The sequence below is a fragment of the Pseudoalteromonas sp. R3 genome, assembly GCF_004014715.1.
In the GTDB taxonomy this organism is placed as follows: domain Bacteria; phylum Pseudomonadota; class Gammaproteobacteria; order Enterobacterales; family Alteromonadaceae; genus Pseudoalteromonas.
The window spans coordinates 1,908,531-1,931,469 of the sequence record NZ_CP034835.1 but is presented as its reverse complement, the minus strand read 5'-3'; the positions used below and the strand labels follow the sequence as shown (position 1 = coordinate 1,931,469).

The following is a 22,939-nucleotide window of genomic DNA, read 5'->3' as shown; positions in this document are numbered from 1 at the left end:
AGGAGCTGAACAGATGGCATTACCCAGAAAATTAAAAAACTTAAACGTCTTCGTCGATGGCCAAGCCTATGCAGGCGAAGCAGAAGAAGTCACCCTTGCCAAGCTCACCCGAAAATTTGAAAGCTACCGTTCGGGCGGTATGCCTGGTGCAGTGCAAATAGATATGGGTTACGACGACAGCGCATTAGATGTGGAATTTACCTTAGGCGGCGTTAACGTCGACATGATGGGCAAACAAGGTGCGCAAACCATCGATGGTATTCAGCTGCGCTTTGCTGGTGCAATTCAACGCGACGATACTGGCGAAGTACAAAGTATCGAAGTCGTCTGCCGTGGCCGCTTCAAAGAGTTCGACCCTGGTACATACAAACCCGGTGACAACAGCACGACCAAAGTCACCATGATCAATACGTACTACAAACTCATCATCGATGGCCAGGTGATCCGCGAAATCGACCTGGTGAACTTTATCGACAAGCGCCCAGATGGCACCGACGCAATGGCAGAAATTCGCCAGGCGATCGGACTCTAACTCCCTGCCCGCTCTGCGCGGGCCTTCAACAACTAATTTAAAGGCACAACTATGTCAAAACCTGAATTTAAAACCGTAAAACTCGAGACACCCATTGCCCGTGGCGAAAAAACGATTGAAGAAATCCAGCTACGTAAACCCAAAGCCGGAGAACTGCGCGGTTTGTCGTTGTCCGACTTACTCAACCTAGACGTAAACGCAGTAACCGCCCTGCTGCCACGCATCAGCGACCCAATACTAACAAAGCACGACATCGACGATTTAGAACTCGATAACCTGGTAACTCTGGCAGGTGAAGCTGCAAATTTTTTCGTACCGAAGAGTTTAAAGGTGTAGCCCTACCCGACCTTGTAGATGAAGCGATGGCAGATATTGCCATCGTTTTTCGTTGGCAGCTCAGCGAAATGGACGCGCTGAGTATTGTTGATTTAATGCAATGGAGAGAAAAAGCCATCAACCGCTGGAACCAAATCAATAACCCTGAAGAGGACTAAGTGTATGGGTAACAAACTCGAAATAAAGGTATTGCTCAATGCCATTGATAAAATCACCGCCCCATTCAAAAAAATGCGTGCCGCTGGCGGCCATACCACTGAGCAGCTGCGCCAGGCTCAAAAGCGTATTAAATCGCTGAACAAGCAATCTGCACAAATTGAGGGCTACCGAAAAATAAGCAAGTCTTTGGGCGTAACCTCTTCACAGTTAAAAGAAGCCCAGGCCTATGTAAAACGTCTGGCTCAGCAAATGGATCATGCTAAATCCCCAAGTAAAGAGCTAACCAAAGAGTTTGAACAAGCCAGGGCCGCAACCGTTAAACTCACGACCCAGGTTAAGCAACTCACCGCCACCAAGCACAAACAACGCGAGGCCTTGCGCGAAGCGGGCATTGATACTAAAAAGCTAGCAGCTCATCAACGCACGCTAACCAACGACCTGTCTCAGGCAAATAAGCAGTTAGCTGCACAAAAAAAACACCTGCAAGGTGTGGCTAAGCAGCAAAAACAACTCAATAAAGCACGTAGCAAATTCGATAGCGGACTCAACTTACAAAGCAATCTGGCCACAAATGGTGCCGTGGGTGCAGCTACGGGCACAGCTGCACTGTATGCAACGGGCCAGTTCCTGCAGCCTGGTTTGGAGTTCACCACGGCACAGTCAAAAGTCCAGGCATTAACACGACTCGATAAAGAAGATCCCGCACTCAAAGCACTAAGGCAACAAGCCCGAGAGCTGGGCGCAACAACCAGTTTTACCGCTAACGATGTATCCATGGGCCAGAGCTATTTAGCCATGGCGGGGTTTGACGCCAAGGCCATACAGCAGGCCATGCCGGGGCTGTTAGATCTCTCGCTAGCCAACGACACAGAATTAGCTGTCACTTCAGACATTGCCTCTAATATCCTGTCAGGGTTTGGCTTAGCAGCAGATCAAATGGGTCGCCTGGGTGATGTGCTCACAGCCACCACAACGCGCGCCAATGTAGATCTAACCATGCTGGGCGAAACCATGAAATACGTGGCGCCTGCCGCTCGCGATTTAGGCATTGGCATAGAAGAAGCTGCCGCTATGTCCGGCCTGCTTGGCAATGTGGGTATTCAAGCCAGTCAGGGTGGTACCGTTTTACGTGCCCTGCTGAACAGGCTAAGCAGTCAAACTGGCCCTGCCGCACAGGCGATGGAAGAGCTGGGTTTAAAAACCAAAGACGCTCAGGGCAATTTACGTCCTATCCCCAAGATATTGCAGGACGTTGTAAAAGCCACAGCTCAGATGGGTAATGCAGATCGCGCAGGCATCCTTAAAACCATATTCGGCGAAGAAGCCGGCACAGGTGTCAGCGAACTCATCAAACAACAAGGCGATGGCGCAATAAAAGCCTTTACCGACGTACTTAAAAACGCTGCAGGCGAAAACGCCAGAGTCGCCAAAGTGATGGCCGACAACGCCAAAGGCGACCTGCAGAGTCTGGCATCGGCCTGGGATGATGTAGGTATAGAGTTGTTTGAGGGCAACGACTCAGGCATACGCACATTGATTCAAGACGTAACCGGCGTTGTACGCAGCATTGGCGGTTGGATGAAAGCGAACCCAGAGCTTACCGCTACACTGTTTAAGGTCGCAGCAGCTGCAGCTGCATTTGCAGCGATTGGTGGCACACTCACAGTCATGATTGCGGGGCTGATAGGTCCGATCGTGATGACCAAATATGCCCTATCCGTAATGGGCATTAAACATTTACCAATGCTAAGCAAGGGCTTTAAGTTGGCAGCGCTGGGTGCTGGTAAGTTTGGCACACTACTCAAAGGCACAGCAGCTGCAGTCCGCGTTTTTTCACTGGCGTTGATCAGTTCACCAATTGGCTGGGTTATCGCAGGTATTACCGCACTGGTTGCCGCGGGTTACTTCCTGGTAAAACACTGGGATTCAGTAAGCGCTTTTTTCAGCAAAACATGGCAAACACTAAAGGCTGTCGTTTCTGAAGGTGTGACTGAATCTCTGGCCGCAATTGGTGAGTGGCCAAAGACATTAAAGGCCATATTTGATTGGTCACCGCTGGGCCTGATCATCAACAACTTTGGAGCGATAAGAGGCTGGCTGGCAAATTTATGGCCATCGGTAAAAGCAACCGCTCGGTCACAGTGGCAAAGCTTAAAGTCGATATTCACCTGGCCGCCGCTGGCATCCATCGCCAGCGCATTCGCACCGGCCACAAACTGGCTTGGCAATCTGTGGCCAGCTATCAGAGCAACCGCGGCTGCTGGGTGGCAAGCGTTAAAAACGGTATTCGGTTGGACTCCCTTGGGGCTGATCATTAACAACTTTGGAGCAGCAAAAAGCTGGCTTGCAAACCTATGGCCAAGCATCAACACTGCCGCGGCTTCTGGCTGGCAGCGATTGAAATCAGTATTCACCTGGTCGCCTTTAGCATCAATCACCAGCGCATTTACACCTGCCAGCAACTGGCTTCGCAATCTCTGGCCAAACATCAACACGACCGCGGATTCAGGTTGGCAGCGTTTTAAATCAGTATTCACCTGGTCGCCTTTAGCATCCATCGAAAGTGCTTTCACTGCTGCCACAAACTGGCTTAGCAATCTCTGGCCAAACATCAACACATCCGCAGCTGCAGGATGGCAAACATTAAAATCGGTATTTGGTTGGACTCCCCAGGGGCTGCTCATCAGCAACTTTGGCGCTGTAAAAAGTTGGCTCGCAAACCTATGGCCAACCTTTAGCGCAACAGCGGCGGCAGGCTGGCAAAGTTTAAAATCGGTTTTTACCTGGTCACCCTTGGCGTCCATCACCGGCGCATTCACACCGGCCACAAACTGGCTTAGCAATCTCTGGCCAGCAATCAACTCAACCGCGGCGGCAGGCTGGCAAAGTTTAAAATCGGTTTTTGCCTGGTCACCCTTGGCGTCCATCACCGGTGCATTCTCGTCGACCAGGAACTGGCTAAGTAATTTGTGGCCCAGCATTAACTCAACCGCGGCTGCAGGATGGCAAACATTAAAATCGGTGTTTAGTTGGACTCCCCTCGGGCTGATCATCAATAACATTGGATCGGTAAAAGGTTGGCTCGTTAACCTATGGCCAAACATCAACGCGACCGCGGCGGCAGGCTGGCAGAATTTAAAATCAGTATTCACCTGGTCACCACTGGCATCTATCGCCGACGCGTTTAACTCAGCCAGGAACTGGCTTGTTAACCTGTGGCCAAGCATCAACGCAACTGCGACTGCAGGCTGGCAGCGATTGAAATCAGTATTCACCTGGTCGCCTTTAGCATCAATCACCAGCGCATTTACACCTGCCAGCAACTGGCTTCGCAATCTCTGGTCAAACATCAACACGACCGCGGCTTCAGGTTGGCAGCGTTTTAAATCAGTATTCACCTGGTCGCCTTTAGCATCCATCGAAAGTGCTTTCACTGCTGCCACAAACTGGCTTAGCAATCTCTGGCCAAACATCAACGCAACCGCGGCTGCTGGCTGGCAGACCTTCAAGGCTCTATTCAATTGGTCACCTTTGAACATGATCACCAGTCACTTTAATTCGGTGATCGGCTTTTTTACTAACTTACCTGGTAAGTTTGTGAGCCTGGGCGAAATGACAATAGACGGCTTTGGCGACGGCATTAAGAACAAATTGCAGTTAATCAAAGAGTCCATTTTTGGTATTAGCAAAAGTGCCATTGCATCATTAAAGCAAACGCTGGGGATTGCCTCTCCCAGTAAGGTCTTTGCCACCATGGGCGACCAGACCATGCAAGGGCTGCAGGTAGGCATTCAGCGCAGCCAAAGCGAGCCAATTAAGCAAGTAAATACGCTTAGCAAAACTTTGGCAGGCACCGCGTTTGTGGTTGGGGCTGCTAGTTTGTCGGCTGTTGCTCAGCCAGCCCCATTTAGCAAAGCTGAGCAGCCTACCTTTGTAAGCGGATCACAGTTATACCAACCAGACAAAGCGCGTTCTGTGGCTAACCAGCAGCCCAAAGCCATCCAGATTGACGCGTCAATACATGCGCCAATCACCATTCAAGCCGCACCAGGCACCAACGAGCAAGACATTGCCAGACAGGTTGCCATACAATTTGAGCACTACCAGCGTGCGCAACAGGCAAAAATCAGATCAACCCTGGGAGATATAGAATAATGATGATGACACTGGGCTATTTCGTTTTCGCGCGCAAAACCCTGGCCCCACAGCAAACCCAACATACAATGGTTTGGCGCCACCCAACCAATAACCGGGTTGGAACCCGGCCCGCTACTCAGTTCCTGGGCGCCGGTGATGAAACCAAAGTGCTGTCGGGCGTGCTCATGCCCGAGTTTACCGGCGGCGAACCCAGCTTAAACGAAGTGGCTAGCATGGCTGAAACAGGCAAAGGCTACCCACTGATTGACGGCAACGGCAACATGCACGGCTTTTTTGTCATTGAGAAAATAACCGCTGGCCATAGCGAATTACTGGGCGATGGCTCAGCGCGCAAAATCGAGTTTAGCATTGAGCTCAAGCGCATTGACGAAAAAAACACCCAGCAAATTGCTCACAAACTCTCGATGTAGGACAAGCACATGACACCCGACTACCAGTTAACCGTGGATGGCAAAGACATCAAAATAAGCGCACAGCTGATCAGCCTGACACTCACCGATAATCGGGGCTTTGAGGCCGATACCATTGAAATACAGCTCGATGACAGTTCCGGCCTGTTAGATATACCCCGTAAGGGTGCCAAAATGCAGGTTAAGCTTGGCTATCGGCACAATGAACAAAGTGAGCTGGTAGACAAAGGCTCATACACCATTGACGAAGTGGAACACAGCGGCGCCCCGGACACCCTCACCATTCGGGGCAAGTCTGCCGACATGCGCGGCTCACTGTTAAAGTCTCACGAGCAAAGCTATCACCAGGTCACACTTGGCAGCATTATCGAAACCATCGCCCAGCGTAACAACCTGACCGCTAAAGTTAGCCCTGATTTAAATGCAGAAATGATTGATCACATTGATCAGGCAAACGAGTCTGACGCCCAGTTCTTAACACGCCTTGCCGAACAGTACGACGCTATCGCCACCGTTAAAAACGATAACCTGTTGTTTATTGCCGCGGGCCAGGCGGTCAGTGCCACTGGCCAGCCCCTGCCTCCGGTTAAAATTACCAGGCAATCGGGTGATCAGCATCGCTTTAGCATAGCCGACCGCCAGGCGTATGCCGGTGTTATCGCCTACTGGCAAAACGAGAAAGCCGCCAGGCGCGAAAGCGTCACCGTGCAAAAATCAGAAAGTGCGTCCGAGCTGACTGGGGGGATGGTATTAAAACCCTGCGCCACATCTATGCATCTAAAGCCACCGCCACCCGTGCAGCCCGCGCCATGTGGGAGCGTATACAACGTGGTATTGCCAGCTTTAGCCTGACGCTGGCCCAGGGCCAGCCCGAATTGTTCCCAGAAACGCCCGTCACTGTAACGGGGTTTAAACCACAAATAGACAGTACTAGCTGGATATTGGTGCAGGTCGCGCACACGCTGAATGGCGCCGGGTACACCTCATCGCTAGAGCTTGAGATAAAACATACCGAACAGGCCGAAATTACCGAGCAAAAACAATCGGTCTAAATTTGGTTCGATAGTTGCTATTCACATTGAATCGGTCTATATTTAGACCAAAGCCCGTTAAGAGGCTTTCCAACATTTCGCAACCAACCAAAAAGTGAATTCGCACATGAAACTAGCAACCATCAGCCAAATGAAAGCCAATGCGGCAAACTTGCCCGATGAACTTGGTTTTAGTCCGTTGTTTGTAACACAAAATGGCAAAGAGTCATTAGTGGTGCAAACGCACGAGGCTTACCAGCATCAGCAAGAAAAAATGGCCTTCATGACGCTACTATTACAATCAAGAAAAGACATTGAAGAAGGCAAGACCGCGCCTATCGATGACTTTTTAAGTTCAATTTAAAATAGGTAGACAATGAAGAATGTAAATATCCAGATCACCGAACACGCACAATACCACATTAAAGACGCAATCAACTGGCGTGCCCACACCGAAGGCACCGACATTGCGAGGGATAAAATTAAGTCCACCATAACGGACTTTAAAACTCAGTTAGAAACCTTCCCTGAATGCGGAAAGGCATGTAAGTACTACGAGGCCCCCGAGTTCAGAGAGCTAATCAAAGGTGATTACCGGTTTGTGTATGAAATACGCCAGACAGGTGACAGATTTGATATTTACGTTTTGATTTTTTGTCATGTAAAAATGGACTACGAAACACTCATTCGACAGTTCAGCCAATTTTAATCTTGAGAGGGCCAGCGCACATCGCTGGCTCTTTGCTTATCACTAAAATACGTAACTACACGTAAGACACGTAACATAAAAAAAACATCCGCCCAATTGACTAAAAATAGTACAAACATCATTTATATCTGTATGTTAAGGACATCTTTTCACTCTTCTCTCATTTTACCTGTTAGTTTTTTGTTTCAAAAAAGCTGTGAAAAAAGAGAGAATAAATGTATATTTATGAGCAATAACAATTAGGTTCGCTGTCAGTGGTAGACAAGGACTGTTGTGATTGTTTATGTAAACGCCTTAAATACTAGGCAACATTATGAAAATAATCATTAAAAGCGAACTCTAAAGCGCCAGAACAACGCATCAATCGAGATGGTTCTATCGTGTTTTAGGAACGGTCCATACTTTCACGAATTGCTTTGACTATACCAAACTGTAGAATAAATGCGGGTTATAACCATAAAGGAAGATAGGACATGAAAACGCATGTTTACAAAAAAGCAGTACCACTAACCAAGGGCGCAACTCGTATTGTAAGTGGCGGTAACGGTTCAGGCAATGAACCACAAATGAAAAGAAGTAACATCATTGGAGGTAATGGTTTGGGTGAAGAGCCGATTGTGGTGCTCAGTATTAAGCCAGCAAGCAATTAGCCAGCTCAGCCATAATTAAAGGAGTTAGCAGTGGGCAGCTTTATTACTGATTTTGTCAGCAATGTTTGGATAGCAACCATTTTTATGATTGTTGCAGGCATTTTCATTCGTGCTGATAAATCATCTTTGATTTCATTAACTGTATGGACGTTTGCGCAACTTCTTATGGTGCGCATAGCGGTTGATATTAATGCGGTTGAAGATATCGAAACCAAAAGGCACCTTTGGTACACAACCTGGATTGTTTTCGATGCCATTAGTATCTGGCTGCTACTGCTCATACATCAAAAGTTAGGGATAGCCAGAAGTAAGCTCAGTACCTTTATCGCTATTAGCTTTTTCTCGTTACTAATTATTCAGGCTGCACGATACATTGATCGCATGGTCCTGGAAACCAATTTACTAGGCGGTTTATACAAATACTGCGTCCCGGCCATTGAAGTTTCTGTATCATTGATGGCTCTGTTTTGGCTGTACACCACGATTAGAACCAAGGAACGAGTAACACAATGACGGCTTTCGCACTGATCAAAATCTTTGTTTGTTTATATATCTCAGTTAAGAGCATACGCGCGTTTCTAAACCTAGAAGAATCGAACGAACTTACCTGGCAAGAAGCTGAACAACAAGCCCATACACCGCAAGCCCACAAACTATGTATGCAATCCTATGAATCGAGGCAAATGGCCAACACCTTTGACAAAATTCAGGCTGACAAAGAATACGAAGAAGCGTTAATAAAGTACATAGAAGATCTAGCCACTATTAAAGCTGACAATACGGTAAGCATCATCAAACAACCATCAACTCACAAGCCTACAAAGCTAAAAGCTGTTAAATGACTTATCTGTCTAAACCTTGCAGCTAATATCAACCCAGAATGAATCTATACAATCACTGAAAGACTACATTTGCCCTTTAAACACACCTATTAGTCAGAGCCTGTTAAACGCATTTTGCTATCAGGCTTTTCTTCTTCCCTTTGCTGAATAATAAACTGTGCCAGTTCTTGAAGTTGTTCGAACTGCAGCTTCTCCAGATTCAGGATCTTAAAACGACAGGCCATCACCAGTAGCTCATCAACCAGCTTAGACACCTCACTTGGTGTCAGCTGTTTTGATTTAAGCGCGTTCCCCGAATGCTGTTTAAAATAATCGGGAATAAAAAACATCCAGAGTTCAACCCAGTCGTAGCCAGGCAACAATGTCAGCATGGCCACTATTTGCCCGGCCTTGTCTGCACTTGGATTACGTGAACCTCTGCGAACATCCATAACGTATGAGTAATCAAGTTCAATGCCCTGATCATTTGCCTGGCGTACCAGGTCTTTCACTTTGTTTGTGCCCAATACAGTCTTCATATTGTCTACAAACGTGTCCTTTGCATTCATACTAAATGTGCCTATCGTCATATTTCTTTCGATTATAGTGCTAATTGACTCAACAAAACAATCAATACGCCAAAAAGATTTGCTGATTCTGAACATAGCCATAATCCCAAATCACACAAAAATAGACTATAGACACATTTTATATTGACCAAAGTCACCTTTAACGCTTTAATTAAACACAATTCTAGGATGATAAACACACTGGTAACACTATGACCTCAGATCAAATACGCGGTGCGTTAACCAAAATGCACCAGACACGCGGGCAGCTGATGGCGTTTTGCAACACCCATAAGCTCAATTACAACCTGATCATTAAATTCCTGAACGACCCTAAGCGCCAGCTTTGGCACGACAACGCGCAGCGGATCATTGATGCGCTGCCGGAGGAATACCGGCTGGAAGAAGGAGCAGCATAATGAGAACATCCAAGGGTTTGGGTATTGATTGCCCGCATTGTGGCCATCGAGCCAATCAACGCAGAACGAAGAAACAAAGCCAGCTTACCCGTGAAAAGGTGTATCGCTGCTCAAATGAAGACTGCAACTTTGTGTTTGCCACGCTGGAAGAAATAGTACGAACAGTGACGCCCAGCGCCAACCCGAACCCGGATGTAAACCTGCCAATGAGCGCACGCGCCCAGTGGTGCGAGAGCCAGCGTAACCGCAAAGCAGGTTAACCTGCCCCACAAAAATAACAACAAGGAGCGCTAAAAATATGACAATAGGCACAAAAAACCCCTTGCAGATGATATGTGGCAATGCCATACTTGACCCGATTGCCTTAGACAAGCAATCAACACCATGCCGGTGGATTAGACACCCACAGGCAGTGAGACAAAACGAAAACTTGACGTACCACATTCCTCCATATCAGCGTAATAATACGCTGATACATGCATTATTACGCTGGTTATGGGGGCATGGGTCGGGAGCCAAAGAAAACGCCCCCTCTGTGTCTTTCGTTTTGGGACACTGTCTTGCGGCTACCCGATCCACCATAAATATTCAGTTATTTATGGGAATACAAAACGTGATTTATACCTTTCTTGTTGCCTCTGGCAATCAAACTTTATCCAAATTATCTCGCATTCGTACGGTCAGCGCTGTAGCAGATACCGAAGCCCAGGCCCGCGCCCAGTTAACCGGTTTACCCCTTGTCTTTGTTAGCCGCAATACGGCTAAGGCTGGTGCGCTATGACCATGTGTACAGGCTATGCCCACAAATCTTTAAGGCCGCAGCGCGCCAATGTCGACTTTTGGCAACAAGAGCGTAAGCGTTTATCGCTAGAGCTTGAAAAGCACCTCCAGAATAACCCTGTTACCGACACGACAACTAACACAACGACTACCAGCGGCTCTGCTCAACCAACATTTGAGCCCCGTTTAGTGCTGTTTAGCTGTGCATGGCGCAGTAGAATCCGCGCCGCTCTCAAGCAAAGTGCCAATGCCCAGCTATATCATCAGTTAGGCATGTGCAAATTACGGTTATGGCGGGCTCGTGGGACATTAGCCGCGCTGTACCAGCAAAATGTTAGCGCCGCAGCGACACAGCAGCAGGCCACCAGTGCGGAGAGTGCAAATCATGACTAGGTTGATTAATGCGCTTCTCGGCAATGGGGGCATCATCGCCAAAGTAGAATGCGATCAGCTCCACGCGCTCCACCTTAATGCGGCCTTGTTTTAGCAAAGCGTTAAACGCGGTGATGCCGGGCTCAGACACACTGCGCCAGAGTTCTACGTGGCTATACCCATCCAGCAGCAAGGTTTCTTCACCCGCAAAGCCTGCAATATCCAGCTCCATATCATGCAAAGTGGAAGCGCCATTGTCTCTGAGGTAGTCCAAAATGGCGTGTTGCATCGTTTTATCCATAGTGCGCTTATCCTTAGGTTATGGATTAATTTGACCCACTTTAAGGGCCTAACAAAAAGTGAACGCCTCAGTATGCTAAAGGGTGTATGTAATGTACACACCCCTGCTGGTCATTCAGATAAATATGTAAAGGATGCTCACACTGTGAGTGTGTTTGATGAGCAGTACTCAGGTGAGAAAAAAAGGGGGGGTATAATGTACCCACCCCTTCAGCCAATCACTCAAACAAATATGAAAGGGGTACTTGTTTAACGAGTCACCTTGCTAAAAAACACTTGGATGACTGTAAAAGGGAGGGACACAATGCGTACACCCCTTTTGATACTGATGAACAACCACAAGGAGACGTGCTATGAGCACACCAACTAAACCGCAACTATTTGCCTTTGAGCAAGATAATTTATTAGCCAATGTTCGTGTGGTAACGAGTGCACTGGGTGAGCCATTATTTGTAGCTACCGACATTGCAGCCGCTCTGGAATATCGCGATGCACATAACATGATCCGTAATTTGGATGATGATGAAAGGAGCACTCATACTGTGAGTACCCGTGGTGGCGATCAGGAACTATCTGTTATTACTGAGTCGGGGGTTTACTCTGCCATTTTGAGAAGCCGTAAACCTTCGGCCAAAAAATTTAAGAAGTGGTTAACCTCTGAGGTTTTGCCCAGCATTAGAAAGACAGGTGCTTATCAGCGTGATGGCCTGTCGCTCAACAAGCAGGTAGAGCTGCAACGCTACAGCCACAAATTGCTTAGCGACATCAGCAAAACTGCAGAGCCTCATATCCGCAACATGCTGTACCAGGATTTACAGGCGGTACGCGGCTGGCTGGGCACTGACACGCCCCCATTGGAGTCGCTCATTATCTCGGGCGTGGCCGACAACAGCCTTGAAATAGCTGAAGCCTTCTTTAATGCTGTTTGCTATTTGGAGCAAAATGGCGAGCTGGTTAACCAGCATACGCCTAAAACACAGCTGGCTGTGCACATAGATAGCTTCCTGGCCCTGTGTGAAAAGCACAATATCCCTATGGTTAAAGGCCGCGCCCTGACCCGTGCGCTGCGTCAATCACCTCGGTTGATTGCTGCGAGCCATAACGTCAATAGCACGCAAGTGAGTGGCAAAGTACTTAAATGCTGGGTGTTTGCCCTTGAACAGACCATTGATGTGGTTGAGCAACCACAAGGAGAGGTGCAATGAACCAGGCAGATACTAAATTCGACGCTGCCCTGTACTGGGCAAATAAGCCGATCAAAAAGTTCGTGTGCACCATAAAATCTGACAATGGTGAGATGCACCAGTGTATTTGTGGCTCAAGCTGCAGCGACCGCGCCGCGGAAATCGCTATTGAGAACAGCCATTTGCAAGGCGTACTAACCTGCACAGAGATACGCCTGGCTACACCCGAAGACCTGGGCGCCACCGCTACCCTTCAGCCAACCATAAAAGAAAAGCTGCGCCGGTTTGCCAGTAGCAATGACTTACGCGAAGTTGACTCCGGTGGCCATTTGTTGGTGGGGAACCTGCCGGCCATTGAGCATGTGAACGCGTTAAAAGCGCAATGCAACCACCTCAGCGTTGCCCTGGTTGACTGCCTTGCCCTGATGGCCCAGTGCCAGCAGTACCAGGAATACCCCAAACTGTTTAGCAACCCGATTAACTCGTTACCCTGGCAAGCGACCATAGAAACGGCGCGCGCCCTGCTAAAAGCAGGTAACCTACAGCAATTTGAACAAAGCAAAGCGGATAATTTTTGATGTACCCTGAGCTTCATAGTGAGGTAACAACTCGCGTAATTAATGACTACAACTTTAAATCGTCCAGGTGTGGCGAGTTTATGCAGCAGGGCACCTGCCCTAGCTGCGGCAAAAAAGAGCTGTATACCAACAAGGAGAACCCCTGGGTTCTGCGTTGTGGCCGCTTAAACAAATGCGGCGACGAGTTTCATATAAAGGATCTGTATCCGGATCTGTTTGAATCCTGGAGTGACCGTTTCCCGCAGAAGGTTACGCAAGACAACCAGGTAATTGAAAATCCCAATGCCGCTGCCGATGCCTATATGCAACACGGCCGCGGGTTTACGCTAAGCACAGTACAGGGCTGGTACGAACAAGGCGCCTATTACTGTGGCCAGCGCCAGATTGGTACGGCCACTGTTAAGTTCAAATTGCCAGGCGGCGCAACCTGGGAGCGCTTTATAGATAAGCCACAGCGCTTTGGCAAAATGAAAGCCAACTTTGCTGGTAAGTATACGGGCCAGTGGTGGCAAGCACCGGATACTGATGTAACTACCTGGTCTGGCAAAGAGCTGTGGCTGACAGAAGGTATTTTTGATGCCATTGCCCTGCTCCATGCTGATATGAATGCCGTGAGCTTAATGACCTGCAGCAACTTTCCGGATCAGGCTCTGGCCGATTTAGAAAAGTCTTTGGCTGGCCAGAAAAAGCCAAAGCTGGTTTTTGCCCTGGACGATGGTAAAGCCGGCGAATCATTTACCAGGAAATTTGTTAAACGCGCTCGAGAACTGAGCTGGGATGCCAGCGCAGCGCAGCCACCCAGAGGCAAACAAAAACTAGACTGGAACGAGCTGTACCAGCGTGGACGCCTGACCAAGCAGCAAATAGACGAATGTAAGTACTATGGTCAGTTGCTGATAGCGAGCAGTGCCATCGCCAAAGCCATACTGATGTACAACAAAAAAGGGGCTAAAGAATTTCCGTTTACATTTAACAGCGCTATGTATTGGTTCAAGGTCGATTTAGACCGGTATACCAAAACCTACAACCAGGTAATTGACAGTGCCGACAGAGAGGGCGAGCAACTGTCTGAAGAAGAAATCAAAGAGCGTGCACTGCAGGAATCGGGCAGTATTCAGGAGCTGGCCAAGTGCCACCCGCAAGCGTTGTATTACCAGGAAAACAAACTAACAGATGAAAGTTGGTACTATTTTCGCGTTGATTTTCCGCATGACAGCCCGAGCGTAAAGAATACCTTTTCGGGTAGCCAGCTGAGCTCGAGCGCTGAATTTAAAAAGCGCCTGCTGGGAATTGCACCTGGTGCGGTGTTCAACGGCCAGACCCCTCAGTTAGATAAGATCATGAGCCAGCAGCTGTACAACATTAAACGCGTACAGACCACGGATTTCGTGGGCTATAGTAAAGAATACGAGTGCTACGTTTATAACGATGTGGCGATAAAAGACGGCAGGCTTTATAAGCTAAACGACGAAGACTTTTTCGACATCAATAAGTTAAGCATCAAAACACTGCAGACCATTGAGCTGAACCTGAACCACAATATTAACCAGGTCAATGGTGAGTGGGAACATAAACTTTACCAGGCGTTTGGCGCTAAAGGCTTTGTTGCCCTGGCATTTTGGTTTGGCAGTTTTTTTGCCGAGCAGATCCGTAAAAGCCACAAAACCTTCCCCTTTTTAGAAATCGTGGGTGAGCCAGGCACAGGTAAATCAACCTTGCTGGAATTCTTATGGAAGCTGGCAGGGCGCAACGACTACGAGGGGTTTGACCCAAGCAAATCAACCCTTGCTGCCCGAGCCCGTAATTTTGCGCAAGTATCGAACTTGCCTGTGGTACTCATCGAGGGCGACCGCGGTGACACCAAAGACGCCAAACAAAAGGGTTTTGACTGGGACGAGTTGAAAACCGCCTACAACGGTCGCAGTGTTCGCGCTCGAGGAATACGCAGCCAGGGCAACGAAACTTACGAGCCCCCTTTTAGAGGTTCAATTGTGATTGCACAAAACGCCGTAGTACAGGCGTCTGAGGCTGTATTACAGCGGATCATTCATATAATGACCGACCGCAAAGGCCAGAATGCTGCAACCAAAGAAGCAGCCGAATGGCTGGAGCGCATCGATGTTGAGCAAGTATCTGGCTTTTTACTAAAGGCAGCGCTACACGAACGTGAGGTACTGGCCTGCTTTAATGACCGCTTTAAACATCACGAAAAGTGGTTAAGCGAACAGCCCGACATTAAAAACGTGCGTATCGTTAAAAACCATGCGCAGATCTGCGCCCTGGTGGATGCCATGGCGCTGGTCACCAGTATTAATCAGCAGCAAATTGGCGCCACCTATGCAATGTTGTGCGACATGGCCATTAACCGGCAAAAGGCCATCAACGCTGAACATCCGCTGGTTCAGGAATTCTGGGATGTGTACGACTTCCTGGAAGGTGAAGACGATGGCGTTAAGGTGGTTAATCACCACAGAGACCCGAAAAAGATTGCAGTCAATCTAAACCATTTTGCAGAAGTAGCTGCAGAGCGCCGGCAATATGTGCCCCCGCTTTCCGACTTAAAGCGGTTGCTTAAATCTTGTCGCACCCGCAAGTTCCTGGGCCAACAACCCGTGAACAGCGCAGTGAATGCACGCATTAATAGTGAATCCCCAATGGCACGAAAGCCGGCCACGGTGAAATGCTGGGTATTTGAAAAAGGAGTCCAACTATGACGACAGGAAAACTAATGAGAGCAAGCCAGTGGGCCAGGCGCGAGTTTGCCCAGGGCTCGATACCAACAGCCAGAACGTTACGCAACTGGGTAGAAAGTGGCGAAGTTGCCGGGCGGATCATCGGCAGTGCGGTATTTATCTTTGAAAGCGAAAAAGCAGGCTTAGACACACAAGTGAGTCAAGCCGTTGCCAAGCTGTTAAGGGCATAATATGTACAATACTAACCGTAGCGGATCCCACAGTGGCACCTGGCGAGTTTATGAACTGGCACCACCGTTTGATGGCCTTTATGAAGCCCGGGCACGAGAATCAACCAATGCCTCTCTTTACAGCGTCATAAACGGAACAGTTATTGATAAAGATGGCGACACAGTGCTTAACTTCTCTTGTGAGTGGCGCTTTGTTAGATCATTAACCGAAGCTGAGTATCAAGTGTAATTGTTATGGCACCAAGACCAAGGAATAAGAAAGGCACAAATCTACCTGAGCATCTGTATTACTATGCGCAGCGTGGTATCTATCGGATCAAGCTGGTAAATGGCAAGTTCAAGTCACTGGGCACGGACCGAAACGTGGCGATTTCGATAGCCAAAGAATATAACCGCGTTGCGCGACCGCAAGTTGCGTTAAAGGTAGATGATTTGCTCAATTATGGCGAGTTCATGGATGAAAAGCCCTTTGCTGATCATATCCCCGCTCTGCTTAATCGCATATTGGACGACGAACAGCCAGCCAGTGACTCAGCCGACACACTGGCCAATGACGCAAAGCGCGCTCAAGAGTTCTTTGCAACTATACCGGGTTCGCAAATCACGCTGCAGCATGTGAATGACTACCTGGCGCAGTATCACTCTGACTCAAGTGCCAACGTGCAAAACCGAAAAGTGTCCTGGCTTAAAAAGCTCTTCAGCTATGCGGTTGATGAAAGCCTTATGCCTGCTAACCCTGCAGAGCTGAAAAAGATGCGCCGAATTAGCACAAAACAGCGAAACCGGTTGAAAAAAGAATGGTACGACGCAATCCATGAAGCCGCCCCACTCTGGCTGCAAACCGCAATGGATCTGTCACTGCAGACAACCCATGCGCGCCTGGAAATTTCACGCATAAAATACAAAATTAAAAAGCCCAACAGCAAAGCCTGCGGCTGCGTCTGGTTCCAGGTTCCGGAAGAAACGCCCCAGGGCAAAGTTTACGGCATACTGTACATTCATCGTCAAAAGACAGAGAAAAAGGAAGCTGCGCATGTGGCCATCCCTATTGGAGATGAGATCAAGAACATCATCGACCGCAGCCGCGACAACCTGCTGAGTGATTACGTGGTCCACCGCCTGCCGGCAAAGAGTAAACGTAAGATCAGCAAAGAAGTAAACCACGTCACCCAGCTAACCCCAGACTACATCAGCCGCACGTTTTCAAAAATCCGTGACGAACTGGGGTGCTGTGACCATTTAGAAAAAGACCAACGTCCCACTTTCCACGAAATCCGCGCCCTTTCCGCCCACCTGTTCGACACCCAGGGCATAGATCCCCAATCCAGGATGGCGCACACCGATGCGAAAAGCACCAAGATTTACACTAAGAATCATATCGAGTGGGTAGAAGTACCATTTGCGGAGATAAAGTCGGGTACGGTTGATTAGTCTCTTAGAGTTGTTATTTTGTATAGCACTCAATGGCTAGGCTTGTAATTGGCCGCACTATCTTAAGTAGTAATTTCGATTGTCATCCCTAAATCAAGTACAACCTGAGTTACTACTAAGTCACCAAGCTATTGAGATGCAATACTATTTTTATTAATGTATGATTTACGAAAATTTTTTAGTTTTTTAGTGGTTAGTCTATGCATCGGTCACCTCCTACCTTACAAGGTAGCGTACCTTGTATCGTCTTACTAATTAACAGTTAAGGCACACTAATTCTCAAGTAAGGAATATTAATTTGAAGATCGTATCAGTTTTTAACAACAAAGGTGGTGTAGGTAAATCTACCCTAAGCTTTCACTTGGCTTGTGCCTTGTCAGAGATGGGTAAGAAAACGTTAATGATTGACCTCGATCCTCAATCTAACTTGACTCTACAGTGCATTTCTCCTGATCAATTGGAAGAGCTTTGGACAGAGGAAGAGCCATACATCGAGGATTTTCAATCTGCCTTGGAAGAATCAGGTGAATCCTTTGAAAAATTCGTCGAGAAACCAAGATCAATTCATTGTTTACTTAAGCCAATTGAAGATGGTGTATTTGAGTCATTCAGCTTGGGAAGCGTCTATGAAATCGATGATAATTTAGGTTTGATTCCCGGCCGGTTAAGTCTTCACTCTTATGAAGACAAAATATCAAAATCGTGGAGCGATGCATTTCTAGGCGACCCTCAAGCTCTAAGAGTAATAACAAGCATTAGAAATATTTGCCTAGAAGCAGGAGAAAAATACGGCTATGAGTACGTAATAATTGATACATCTCCGAGTTTGGGAATTTTAAACAGAATTCTCATATCGATGTCTACTGGTTTCTTTGTGCCGTGTATGCCGGACATGTTCTCAACATTCGGTATTACAAATATCGGCCAAGCGCTTAAAACCTGGAAAAATCAATTCGAAACGATGTATAGCCTGCTACCTGACAAAAAGCGAGCTGTATTTCCAAAGAGCTTTGTAAAGTTTCTTGGCTTCACCATCTACAATGCAAAGAAATATACTGGTCAAAATGAGCTTGATCTTGCAGCAGCACATTATTCATACGTAAATCGACTGCCGAGTTCAATAAAAACGCATATACCTGCAGAATGTTATGACCACTTAGACGAAAAGGTTATAGGTTCACCTATAGGCAATAAGTCTGTAATGCACTCGCACAATACCCTTCCATCAATGGCGCAGAAATATAGAGTGCCCATCTGGGAAGTCCCAAATCAACCAAACTTACTCGCTTCAGACAGGCCTACTATATCGGGTAATCGTGAGATGTATTTCGAAAAAAGGGCTCTCTATCACTCCTTCGCGGAGGATCTTCTAAGTAGATTAGAGGGGTTAGATGACTAATGGATCAGGAGCTTAAAGAAAGATACAAAGACGTCCTTGATGTCTACGATCAAAATTTTGACTCTCTTGAGTTATTCTACAAAACTGTGAGGAGCTTTTTCGAAGCTCGATCGCTAAAAGGTGTTGTGCATTCGATTCGCCATAGATTAAAAGATGTGGATCACCTTATTGAAAAGGTCGAACGAAAAAATCAGGAAGATAAAAAAAAGCCCGAACCGGAACAGCTTGGCCCTATTAATGGGGATAATTTGTTTGATCGAATAACAGACATGGCAGGTGTTCGAGTTCTTCACCTACATCAAGAACAGTTTGAAACTATCCATAAAGAGATAATGAAAAAAGTCGATGATGGTGATTTCTGCTTATTTGAAGATCCAAAAGCATATACTTGGGACCCAGACTCAGATAAATTCTTTAACTCTCTTGGTATAAGAACCCAACAAAAGGACAGTTTCTACACGAGTATCCACTATGTTTTAAAGCCAAACGAAAGAAGCCCAATAACATGTGAGGTTCAAGTTCGGACTCTATTAGAAGAAGTGTGGGGAGAAATAGATCACACCATGAACTATCCGTCCCCCGTTGAAGATGAACAGTGTAAGGAAAACATAAGGGTATTGGCTCGATTAGTTAGCGCAGGGAGTCACCTTGCGGATTCAATCATGCGCAGATATGGCAAGCCTTAACAAAGCGCTGCTGTCGGACAAATTTTCCGTCGCGCGCCTAGTTTGCGGCAGAGCGCGGCGTTACCACCGTCAGCTGTTGGCACATTGGTAAAACAGACCGTGCAAAACTACCGCTGCAGCCCGCGACTTTAAAGGCACTAATAACGCAATTTTGATGATTTGACACCCTACCCAAAACCGCAAAAATAGCAGCTAAAACATAATAATAGCACCAACATTTACGCAGTCATGGGGTGTCAGGGGTCGCAGGTTCAAATCCTGCTATGCCGACCATTCTTCTCCCCCCTCTTTTTTCATTTAATACTTCACTATTTTCAGCAACGTCCATGTCGTTTACCTTAACCCAAATCTCTAACAGTAGACTCTTAGTTCATTAATCTGAGCGCGATATTTTTCATGGCGCTGCCCGACTTAGTGTCCAGTCCCCGATTCATCAGAATAATAAACCCATCTTTTTTGTTTGGATCAAAGTACATAGCTGCGAATACACCAGGATCCGAGCCCATATGTCCTATCAAACCCATGCTGTTGTCGCGCCAGAAGAAACGCTGACCTTTTGATACAGTTTCGGGTGCCTGGATCGATATCATTTGCTGAAATATCGTAGCTGACAGGAGTGGTTCACCGGTTATGGTTTGGTTTTTTAACAGCTGGGTCAGAAACTGGCTGAGCTCTTTAATACTAGTGCGGACTCCACCGTCAGGATACTGAGGGTTACCATAGTAAGGCTGTGGCACAAACCGCTTGAATGCAATGGGCGGATTAAAGTACTCATTAATCACATAATTCAATTTAGGTGATTCGAAATCTCCACACACAGGCGTAAAGGGAATGCAGGATTCCACTTCATAAGGCACTGCTATTTCTGCAAATGAGAGACCTTCTAATCGCCAGCGGGTGTTGTCCATTCCCAGCGGTTTAAACAAATGCTCTACACTGTACTGCGCCAGGCTTTCACCCGTGGTTGCCTCGACCAGATAACCCGCCAGAGCAGAAGCCAGATTGCTATACTTGCGATGAGTACCTGGTTGATGGTCCAGATAATAGGCCCCTTGCTCATACAGATGCCCCCCGGGTGTCAGTAATGACTTCAAGTGCGCTTCCAAGGTCGTTTCAGGATCCCGATTTGCCGTGAAGCTGTTTACATCGTAGTAATCTGCAATCCCGGAGGTATGGGTCACCAAATGCCTGAGGGTAATCGTCTCATTCTCTAGTTTGGGGTTATCAACCTTAAACGGTAAATAATCGTTAATATCCCGGTCGAGCTCAAGCTTACCCTGCTCTACCAACTTAAGCAGCACAACGCCCATAATGGGTTTGCTGATTGAAGCGATATTAAACAAGGTGTCTTGTGCCACCGGCCTGTTTTGCGTCACATCCGCAAAGCCAAAGGTATGAAGTGTGGCTTCACCATTGTCAATTTTGGCAATCGCCAGCCCCGGGATAGCCGCTTCTTCCATAACGGCCTTGATGTATTCGCTAAACGTCTTCTTGTCCTGGCTGATGGCTTCTTGTTTTGGTAATAAAATCCAGAACACAGGCAGTAGTAAAACAGCGATAAACAGCTTTTTCAAAGATCTTCTCCAAGTTAAAACACATACAGGAGCATAATACAGACCAATTTTATATCATTGTATTTTAATAAGTTTTTAAAATGGGAGTCACAGGGGGTTATGCATATTGGGTGTTATGGCTAACTTTTAGCTAGTTTGACACTCAATATGTATCAAACTTATGGCCACTACTATCCATGCTCTTACACACTCCTTAAACTTTGATCTATCATTAAAAGAACGGTCGTGCTATAAATATATGCAACATAGTAGTGAGTAGTGTATGAGCAAAGGCAAACAAACCCGCGATAATATTTTAAATGTGGCATTTACGCTGGCCAGTGAGAATGGTCTGGAAAGCCTGACGATTGGTGAGCTGGCCAAACAGTGCGGTATGTCTAAAAGCGGTTTGTTCGCGCACTTTAACTCAAAAGAGAATTTGCAGGCAGCAGTTGTCGATTTTGCCAACGAGATTTTTGTCCAACGCGTTATTGTGCCTGCTCGGGCAGATAACTGCCATAGCTATGAAGAGAAGATTAAGGCGCTGTTGCATCACTGGTTAAACTGGAATCAGTCATTCCAGGGCAGCTGCATGTTCCTAGATGCCTGGCGAGAAAAATGTGTCGACGAATCTGCCGCTCAGCGAGTGCTCAAGCAAGGCATTGAAAATTGGCTAATCTATTTGCAGATCCAGATAGGCAAAGGCGTCGAAAACAAAGAGTTTCGGGCTGATCTGGCACCAGAGCAAGCCACTTTTGAGTTATATGGCCTGTATTTGAGTGCCCACCTGTATCATTCAATGCATGGACAGGAAGAAAGCACACAGCGGTTCTGGCATGGCGTAGAGCGCCAGATACAGAGCTGGAAGTAGTTGTTTAAGCTTTCCAGTAGTTTAGACTAAACAGCATAAACCCCAGGCTGAACACCTTCAGCCTTTTTTTGAATACATTAATAGCACGACCGTTCGTTTTAAAGTTAACTGGCTATGGTGTTTTTCGTGGAGAAAGAGAAATGAGTGACAAGATTTACTTTAAATCAGATAGCAAATTTAACGTCAAAAAGCATATGCTTAATTTAATGACCCGTGCACACCATAGAATAGCGCCTGGACATGCCGAAAAGACTGCAACTAAGCTACTGCTTACGCCGGTCAGGGCTAAGCCCAAGCATGCGGCACCAAATGAAATGGTTGAGGGCAGTATTTCTTCAAAAGAAGGCTTACTAAAAACCTATCAGATTGGCTGTGGGCCAGTTTGGGTGTTAACCCACGGCTGGTCTGGCAGTGCCAACCAGTTCTTTCCTCTGATGCAGCACATAGCTCAGCAAGGCTACACAGCACTGGCCTTTGACCACCCAGCCCATGGCAACAGTGAAGGCTCGGTCGGTCACCTGCCCGCCTTTGTATACGGACTTGAAGCTGTGCTCGACAGCACAGAACACGTTGAAGGTGTTATCGCCCACAGTATGGGCTGCGCCGCTGCTATTGAATGTAAGCACCCAAAACTTGCCGACAAACCGCTGCTATTAATTGCACCCGTGCTGGATTATGTCAGCAATTTGTTTGGTAGTATTGAGCGTTCGGGTTATTCAATGCGATTGTTTCGCTCCGTCGTCAGCAAGGTCGAAAATGAATACAACTACCCAATGGCGTCTGTTGACCCGTTTGCAAAGCTAAAAAGCCGCTCCGCTCAGTGTATTATTGTGCACGACCAGAACGACCGGTTTGCGCAGTTTACCGTCTCTAAACAAGCAGCGACCGAAATGTCTAAGGTAAAACTCATAGAAACGCAGGGGCTTGGGCATGGCCGTATCTTGCAAAGCGAGCAAGCAAAAGAAGCGTTTGAGGAATTGGTAACGCCTTAGATAATACCTGCCCTGCTAGATATGTTACTAACATATGTGCAGGGCTAAAATTCGGTTTTCAAAACAAGGAGATACA

28 protein-coding genes are annotated in these 22,939 nt (G+C 47.2%); 25 read left to right on the top strand and 3 right to left on the bottom strand.

Annotated elements, in window-relative coordinates; all coding sequences use genetic code 11:
• The first annotated feature begins 13 nt into the window (after nt 1-13).
• The 12 genes from ELR70_RS13280 to ELR70_RS13235 all read left to right on the top strand — a co-directional run bounded on the left by ELR70_RS13280 (nt 14) and on the right by ELR70_RS13235 (nt 8,827).
• Complete coding sequence (locus ELR70_RS13280; protein ID WP_054013745.1) at nt 14-532, top strand: phage major tail tube protein; 519 nt, start codon at nt 14-16, stop codon at nt 530-532.
• Nucleotides 533-583: 51 nt separating this feature from the next.
• Nucleotides 584-868, top strand: coding sequence for a phage tail assembly protein (locus tag ELR70_RS13275; RefSeq protein ID WP_054013746.1), 285 nt, complete (start codon nt 584-586; stop codon nt 866-868).
• Between the two features lie 26 nt (nt 869-894).
• Nucleotides 895-1,026, top strand: coding sequence for a GpE family phage tail protein (locus tag ELR70_RS13270; RefSeq protein WP_082353080.1), 132 nt, complete (start codon nt 895-897; stop codon nt 1,024-1,026).
• A 4-nt stretch (nt 1,027-1,030) separates the two neighbouring features.
• Entirely contained in the window at nt 1,031-5,182 is a 4,152-nt protein-coding gene (locus ELR70_RS13265; protein WP_128064596.1) for a phage tail tape measure protein, read from the top strand.
• Nucleotides 5,182-5,595 carry a phage tail protein gene (locus ELR70_RS13260; protein WP_054013748.1) on the top strand — a complete coding sequence of 138 codons (414 nt, stop codon included), beginning with the start codon at nt 5,182-5,184 and terminating at the stop codon, nt 5,593-5,595. The genes ELR70_RS13265 and ELR70_RS13260 overlap by 1 nt, the downstream gene beginning before the upstream one ends.
• A gap of 9 nt (nt 5,596-5,604) precedes the next feature.
• Nucleotides 5,605-6,447 carry a contractile injection system protein, VgrG/Pvc8 family gene (locus ELR70_RS13255; protein WP_206613312.1) on the top strand — a complete coding sequence of 281 codons (843 nt, stop codon included), beginning with the start codon at nt 5,605-5,607 and terminating at the stop codon, nt 6,445-6,447.
• Nucleotides 6,405-6,647, top strand: a complete 243-nt coding sequence (locus ELR70_RS25080) for a hypothetical protein (protein ID WP_206613311.1) — start codon at nt 6,405-6,407, stop codon at nt 6,645-6,647. Before ELR70_RS13255 ends, ELR70_RS25080 begins: the two co-directional genes overlap by 43 nt.
• A gap of 106 nt (nt 6,648-6,753) precedes the next feature.
• On the top strand, nt 6,754-6,990 hold the full coding sequence (locus tag ELR70_RS13250) for a type II toxin-antitoxin system Phd/YefM family antitoxin (RefSeq protein WP_054013750.1): 237 nt from the start codon (nt 6,754-6,756) through the stop codon (nt 6,988-6,990).
• A gap of 12 nt (nt 6,991-7,002) precedes the next feature.
• The gene (locus ELR70_RS13245; RefSeq protein WP_054013751.1) at nt 7,003-7,335 is read left to right on the top strand and encodes a type II toxin-antitoxin system RelE/ParE family toxin; all 333 of its coding nucleotides are present in this window, start codon (nt 7,003-7,005) and stop codon (nt 7,333-7,335) included.
• 473 nt (nt 7,336-7,808) lie between these two features.
• Nucleotides 7,809-7,985 (top strand): hypothetical protein, encoded by a 177-nt coding sequence (locus ELR70_RS24880; RefSeq protein WP_160317349.1) that lies wholly within the window; start codon nt 7,809-7,811, stop codon nt 7,983-7,985.
• Between the two features lie 30 nt (nt 7,986-8,015).
• The gene (locus tag ELR70_RS13240; RefSeq protein ID WP_054013752.1) at nt 8,016-8,498 is read left to right on the top strand and encodes a hypothetical protein; all 483 of its coding nucleotides are present in this window, start codon (nt 8,016-8,018) and stop codon (nt 8,496-8,498) included.
• The gene (locus ELR70_RS13235; RefSeq protein WP_054013753.1) at nt 8,495-8,827 is read left to right on the top strand and encodes a hypothetical protein; all 333 of its coding nucleotides are present in this window, start codon (nt 8,495-8,497) and stop codon (nt 8,825-8,827) included. The genes ELR70_RS13240 and ELR70_RS13235 overlap by 4 nt, the downstream gene beginning before the upstream one ends.
• Nucleotides 8,828-8,916: 89 nt before the next feature.
• On the opposite strand, the gene ELR70_RS13230 is transcribed toward ELR70_RS13235, so the two are convergent.
• Nucleotides 8,917-9,375, bottom strand: a complete 459-nt coding sequence (locus ELR70_RS13230; RefSeq protein WP_054013754.1) for a hypothetical protein — start codon at nt 9,373-9,375, stop codon at nt 8,917-8,919.
• 212 nt (nt 9,376-9,587) lie between these two features.
• Between ELR70_RS13230 and ELR70_RS13225 the strand changes: the two genes are divergently transcribed.
• From ELR70_RS13225 to ELR70_RS13215, 3 genes are read left to right on the top strand one after another with little or no spacing between them, the layout of a single operon-like run.
• Entirely contained in the window at nt 9,588-9,794 is a 207-nt protein-coding gene (locus ELR70_RS13225) for a hypothetical protein (RefSeq protein WP_054013755.1), read from the top strand.
• Nucleotides 9,794-10,054 carry an ogr/Delta-like zinc finger family protein gene (locus tag ELR70_RS13220; protein ID WP_054013756.1) on the top strand — a complete coding sequence of 87 codons (261 nt, stop codon included), beginning with the start codon at nt 9,794-9,796 and terminating at the stop codon, nt 10,052-10,054. The genes ELR70_RS13225 and ELR70_RS13220 overlap by 1 nt, the downstream gene beginning before the upstream one ends.
• Before the next feature lie 38 nt (nt 10,055-10,092).
• Nucleotides 10,093-10,575, top strand: coding sequence for a hypothetical protein (locus ELR70_RS13215; protein ID WP_054013757.1), 483 nt, complete (start codon nt 10,093-10,095; stop codon nt 10,573-10,575).
• 333 nt (nt 10,576-10,908) lie between these two features.
• On the opposite strand, the gene ELR70_RS13210 is transcribed toward ELR70_RS13215, so the two are convergent.
• On the bottom strand, nt 10,909-11,247 hold the full coding sequence (locus ELR70_RS13210) for a hypothetical protein (protein WP_054013758.1): 339 nt from the start codon (nt 11,245-11,247) through the stop codon (nt 10,909-10,911).
• A gap of 352 nt (nt 11,248-11,599) precedes the next feature.
• On the opposite strand from ELR70_RS13210, the gene ELR70_RS13205 reads away from it, so the two are divergent.
• The 8 genes from ELR70_RS13205 (at nt 11,600) to ELR70_RS13170 (ending at nt 19,447) form a co-directional block, all read left to right on the top strand.
• Complete coding sequence (locus tag ELR70_RS13205) at nt 11,600-12,451, top strand: Bro-N domain-containing protein (RefSeq protein WP_054013760.1); 852 nt, start codon at nt 11,600-11,602, stop codon at nt 12,449-12,451.
• Complete coding sequence (locus ELR70_RS13200) at nt 12,448-13,008, top strand: hypothetical protein (RefSeq protein ID WP_054013761.1); 561 nt, start codon at nt 12,448-12,450, stop codon at nt 13,006-13,008. Before ELR70_RS13205 ends, ELR70_RS13200 begins: the two co-directional genes overlap by 4 nt.
• Nucleotides 13,008-15,722 carry a toprim domain-containing protein gene (locus ELR70_RS13195; protein ID WP_054013762.1) on the top strand — a complete coding sequence of 905 codons (2,715 nt, stop codon included), beginning with the start codon at nt 13,008-13,010 and terminating at the stop codon, nt 15,720-15,722. The genes ELR70_RS13200 and ELR70_RS13195 overlap by 1 nt, the downstream gene beginning before the upstream one ends.
• Nucleotides 15,719-15,931: a hypothetical protein gene (locus tag ELR70_RS13190; RefSeq protein ID WP_054013763.1), complete on the top strand. Its 213-nt coding sequence runs from the start codon at nt 15,719-15,721 to the stop codon at nt 15,929-15,931. Before ELR70_RS13195 ends, ELR70_RS13190 begins: the two co-directional genes overlap by 4 nt.
• A 1-nt stretch (nt 15,932) precedes the next feature.
• On the top strand, nt 15,933-16,160 hold the full coding sequence (locus ELR70_RS13185; protein WP_054013764.1) for a hypothetical protein: 228 nt from the start codon (nt 15,933-15,935) through the stop codon (nt 16,158-16,160).
• Between the two features lie 5 nt (nt 16,161-16,165).
• On the top strand, nt 16,166-17,362 hold the full coding sequence (locus tag ELR70_RS13180; protein ID WP_054013765.1) for a phage integrase Arm DNA-binding domain-containing protein: 1,197 nt from the start codon (nt 16,166-16,168) through the stop codon (nt 17,360-17,362).
• A 298-nt stretch (nt 17,363-17,660) separates the two neighbouring features.
• The gene (locus tag ELR70_RS13175) at nt 17,661-18,761 is read left to right on the top strand and encodes an AAA family ATPase (RefSeq protein WP_054013766.1); all 1,101 of its coding nucleotides are present in this window, start codon (nt 17,661-17,663) and stop codon (nt 18,759-18,761) included.
• Nucleotides 18,761-19,447 (top strand): RelA/SpoT domain-containing protein, encoded by a 687-nt coding sequence (locus tag ELR70_RS13170; RefSeq protein ID WP_054013767.1) that lies wholly within the window; start codon nt 18,761-18,763, stop codon nt 19,445-19,447. Before ELR70_RS13175 ends, ELR70_RS13170 begins: the two co-directional genes overlap by 1 nt.
• Before the next feature lie 365 nt (nt 19,448-19,812).
• Here ELR70_RS13170 and ELR70_RS13165 read toward each other — a convergent pair whose 3' ends face one another.
• Nucleotides 19,813-21,021, bottom strand: a complete 1,209-nt coding sequence (locus ELR70_RS13165; RefSeq protein WP_054013768.1) for a serine hydrolase — start codon at nt 21,019-21,021, stop codon at nt 19,813-19,815.
• 262 nt (nt 21,022-21,283) lie between these two features.
• Between ELR70_RS13165 and ELR70_RS13160 the strand changes: the two genes are divergently transcribed.
• Entirely contained in the window at nt 21,284-21,871 is a 588-nt protein-coding gene (locus ELR70_RS13160) for a TetR/AcrR family transcriptional regulator (protein ID WP_054013769.1), read from the top strand.
• Nucleotides 21,872-22,011: 140 nt separating this feature from the next.
• Nucleotides 22,012-22,863, top strand: a complete 852-nt coding sequence (locus tag ELR70_RS13155) for an alpha/beta hydrolase (protein WP_054013770.1) — start codon at nt 22,012-22,014, stop codon at nt 22,861-22,863.
• The last annotated feature ends 76 nt before the right edge of the window (nt 22,864-22,939 follow it).

Coding starts and splice junctions, on each gene's coding strand:
- ELR70_RS13220 (WP_054013756.1), top strand. CDS start 9,794: ATGAGAACATCCAAGGGTTTGGGTATTGATTGCCCGCATTGTGGCCAT.
- ELR70_RS25080 (WP_206613311.1), top strand. CDS start 6,405: ATGTGGGAGCGTATACAACGTGGTATTGCCAGCTTTAGCCTGACGCTG.
- ELR70_RS13250 (WP_054013750.1), top strand. CDS start 6,754: ATGAAACTAGCAACCATCAGCCAAATGAAAGCCAATGCGGCAAACTTG.
- ELR70_RS13195 (WP_054013762.1), top strand. CDS start 13,008: ATGTACCCTGAGCTTCATAGTGAGGTAACAACTCGCGTAATTAATGAC.
- ELR70_RS13170 (WP_054013767.1), top strand. CDS start 18,761: ATGGATCAGGAGCTTAAAGAAAGATACAAAGACGTCCTTGATGTCTAC.
- ELR70_RS13270 (WP_082353080.1), top strand. CDS start 895: ATGGCAGATATTGCCATCGTTTTTCGTTGGCAGCTCAGCGAAATGGAC.
- ELR70_RS13205 (WP_054013760.1), top strand. CDS start 11,600: ATGAGCACACCAACTAAACCGCAACTATTTGCCTTTGAGCAAGATAAT.
- ELR70_RS13215 (WP_054013757.1), top strand. CDS start 10,093: ATGACAATAGGCACAAAAAACCCCTTGCAGATGATATGTGGCAATGCC.
- ELR70_RS24880 (WP_160317349.1), top strand. CDS start 7,809: ATGAAAACGCATGTTTACAAAAAAGCAGTACCACTAACCAAGGGCGCA.
- ELR70_RS13200 (WP_054013761.1), top strand. CDS start 12,448: ATGAACCAGGCAGATACTAAATTCGACGCTGCCCTGTACTGGGCAAAT.
- ELR70_RS13225 (WP_054013755.1), top strand. CDS start 9,588: ATGACCTCAGATCAAATACGCGGTGCGTTAACCAAAATGCACCAGACA.
- ELR70_RS13280 (WP_054013745.1), top strand. CDS start 14: ATGGCATTACCCAGAAAATTAAAAAACTTAAACGTCTTCGTCGATGGC.
- ELR70_RS13265 (WP_128064596.1), top strand. CDS start 1,031: ATGGGTAACAAACTCGAAATAAAGGTATTGCTCAATGCCATTGATAAA.
- ELR70_RS13155 (WP_054013770.1), top strand. CDS start 22,012: ATGAGTGACAAGATTTACTTTAAATCAGATAGCAAATTTAACGTCAAA.
- ELR70_RS13235 (WP_054013753.1), top strand. CDS start 8,495: ATGACGGCTTTCGCACTGATCAAAATCTTTGTTTGTTTATATATCTCA.
- ELR70_RS13190 (WP_054013763.1), top strand. CDS start 15,719: ATGACGACAGGAAAACTAATGAGAGCAAGCCAGTGGGCCAGGCGCGAG.
- ELR70_RS13160 (WP_054013769.1), top strand. CDS start 21,284: ATGAGCAAAGGCAAACAAACCCGCGATAATATTTTAAATGTGGCATTT.
- ELR70_RS13210 (WP_054013758.1), bottom strand. CDS start 11,247: ATGGATAAAACGATGCAACACGCCATTTTGGACTACCTCAGAGACAAT.
- ELR70_RS13260 (WP_054013748.1), top strand. CDS start 5,182: ATGATGATGACACTGGGCTATTTCGTTTTCGCGCGCAAAACCCTGGCC.
- ELR70_RS13275 (WP_054013746.1), top strand. CDS start 584: ATGTCAAAACCTGAATTTAAAACCGTAAAACTCGAGACACCCATTGCC.
- ELR70_RS13230 (WP_054013754.1), bottom strand. CDS start 9,375: ATGAATGCAAAGGACACGTTTGTAGACAATATGAAGACTGTATTGGGC.
- ELR70_RS13245 (WP_054013751.1), top strand. CDS start 7,003: ATGAAGAATGTAAATATCCAGATCACCGAACACGCACAATACCACATT.
- ELR70_RS13185 (WP_054013764.1), top strand. CDS start 15,933: ATGTACAATACTAACCGTAGCGGATCCCACAGTGGCACCTGGCGAGTT.
- ELR70_RS13180 (WP_054013765.1), top strand. CDS start 16,166: ATGGCACCAAGACCAAGGAATAAGAAAGGCACAAATCTACCTGAGCAT.
- ELR70_RS13255 (WP_206613312.1), top strand. CDS start 5,605: ATGACACCCGACTACCAGTTAACCGTGGATGGCAAAGACATCAAAATA.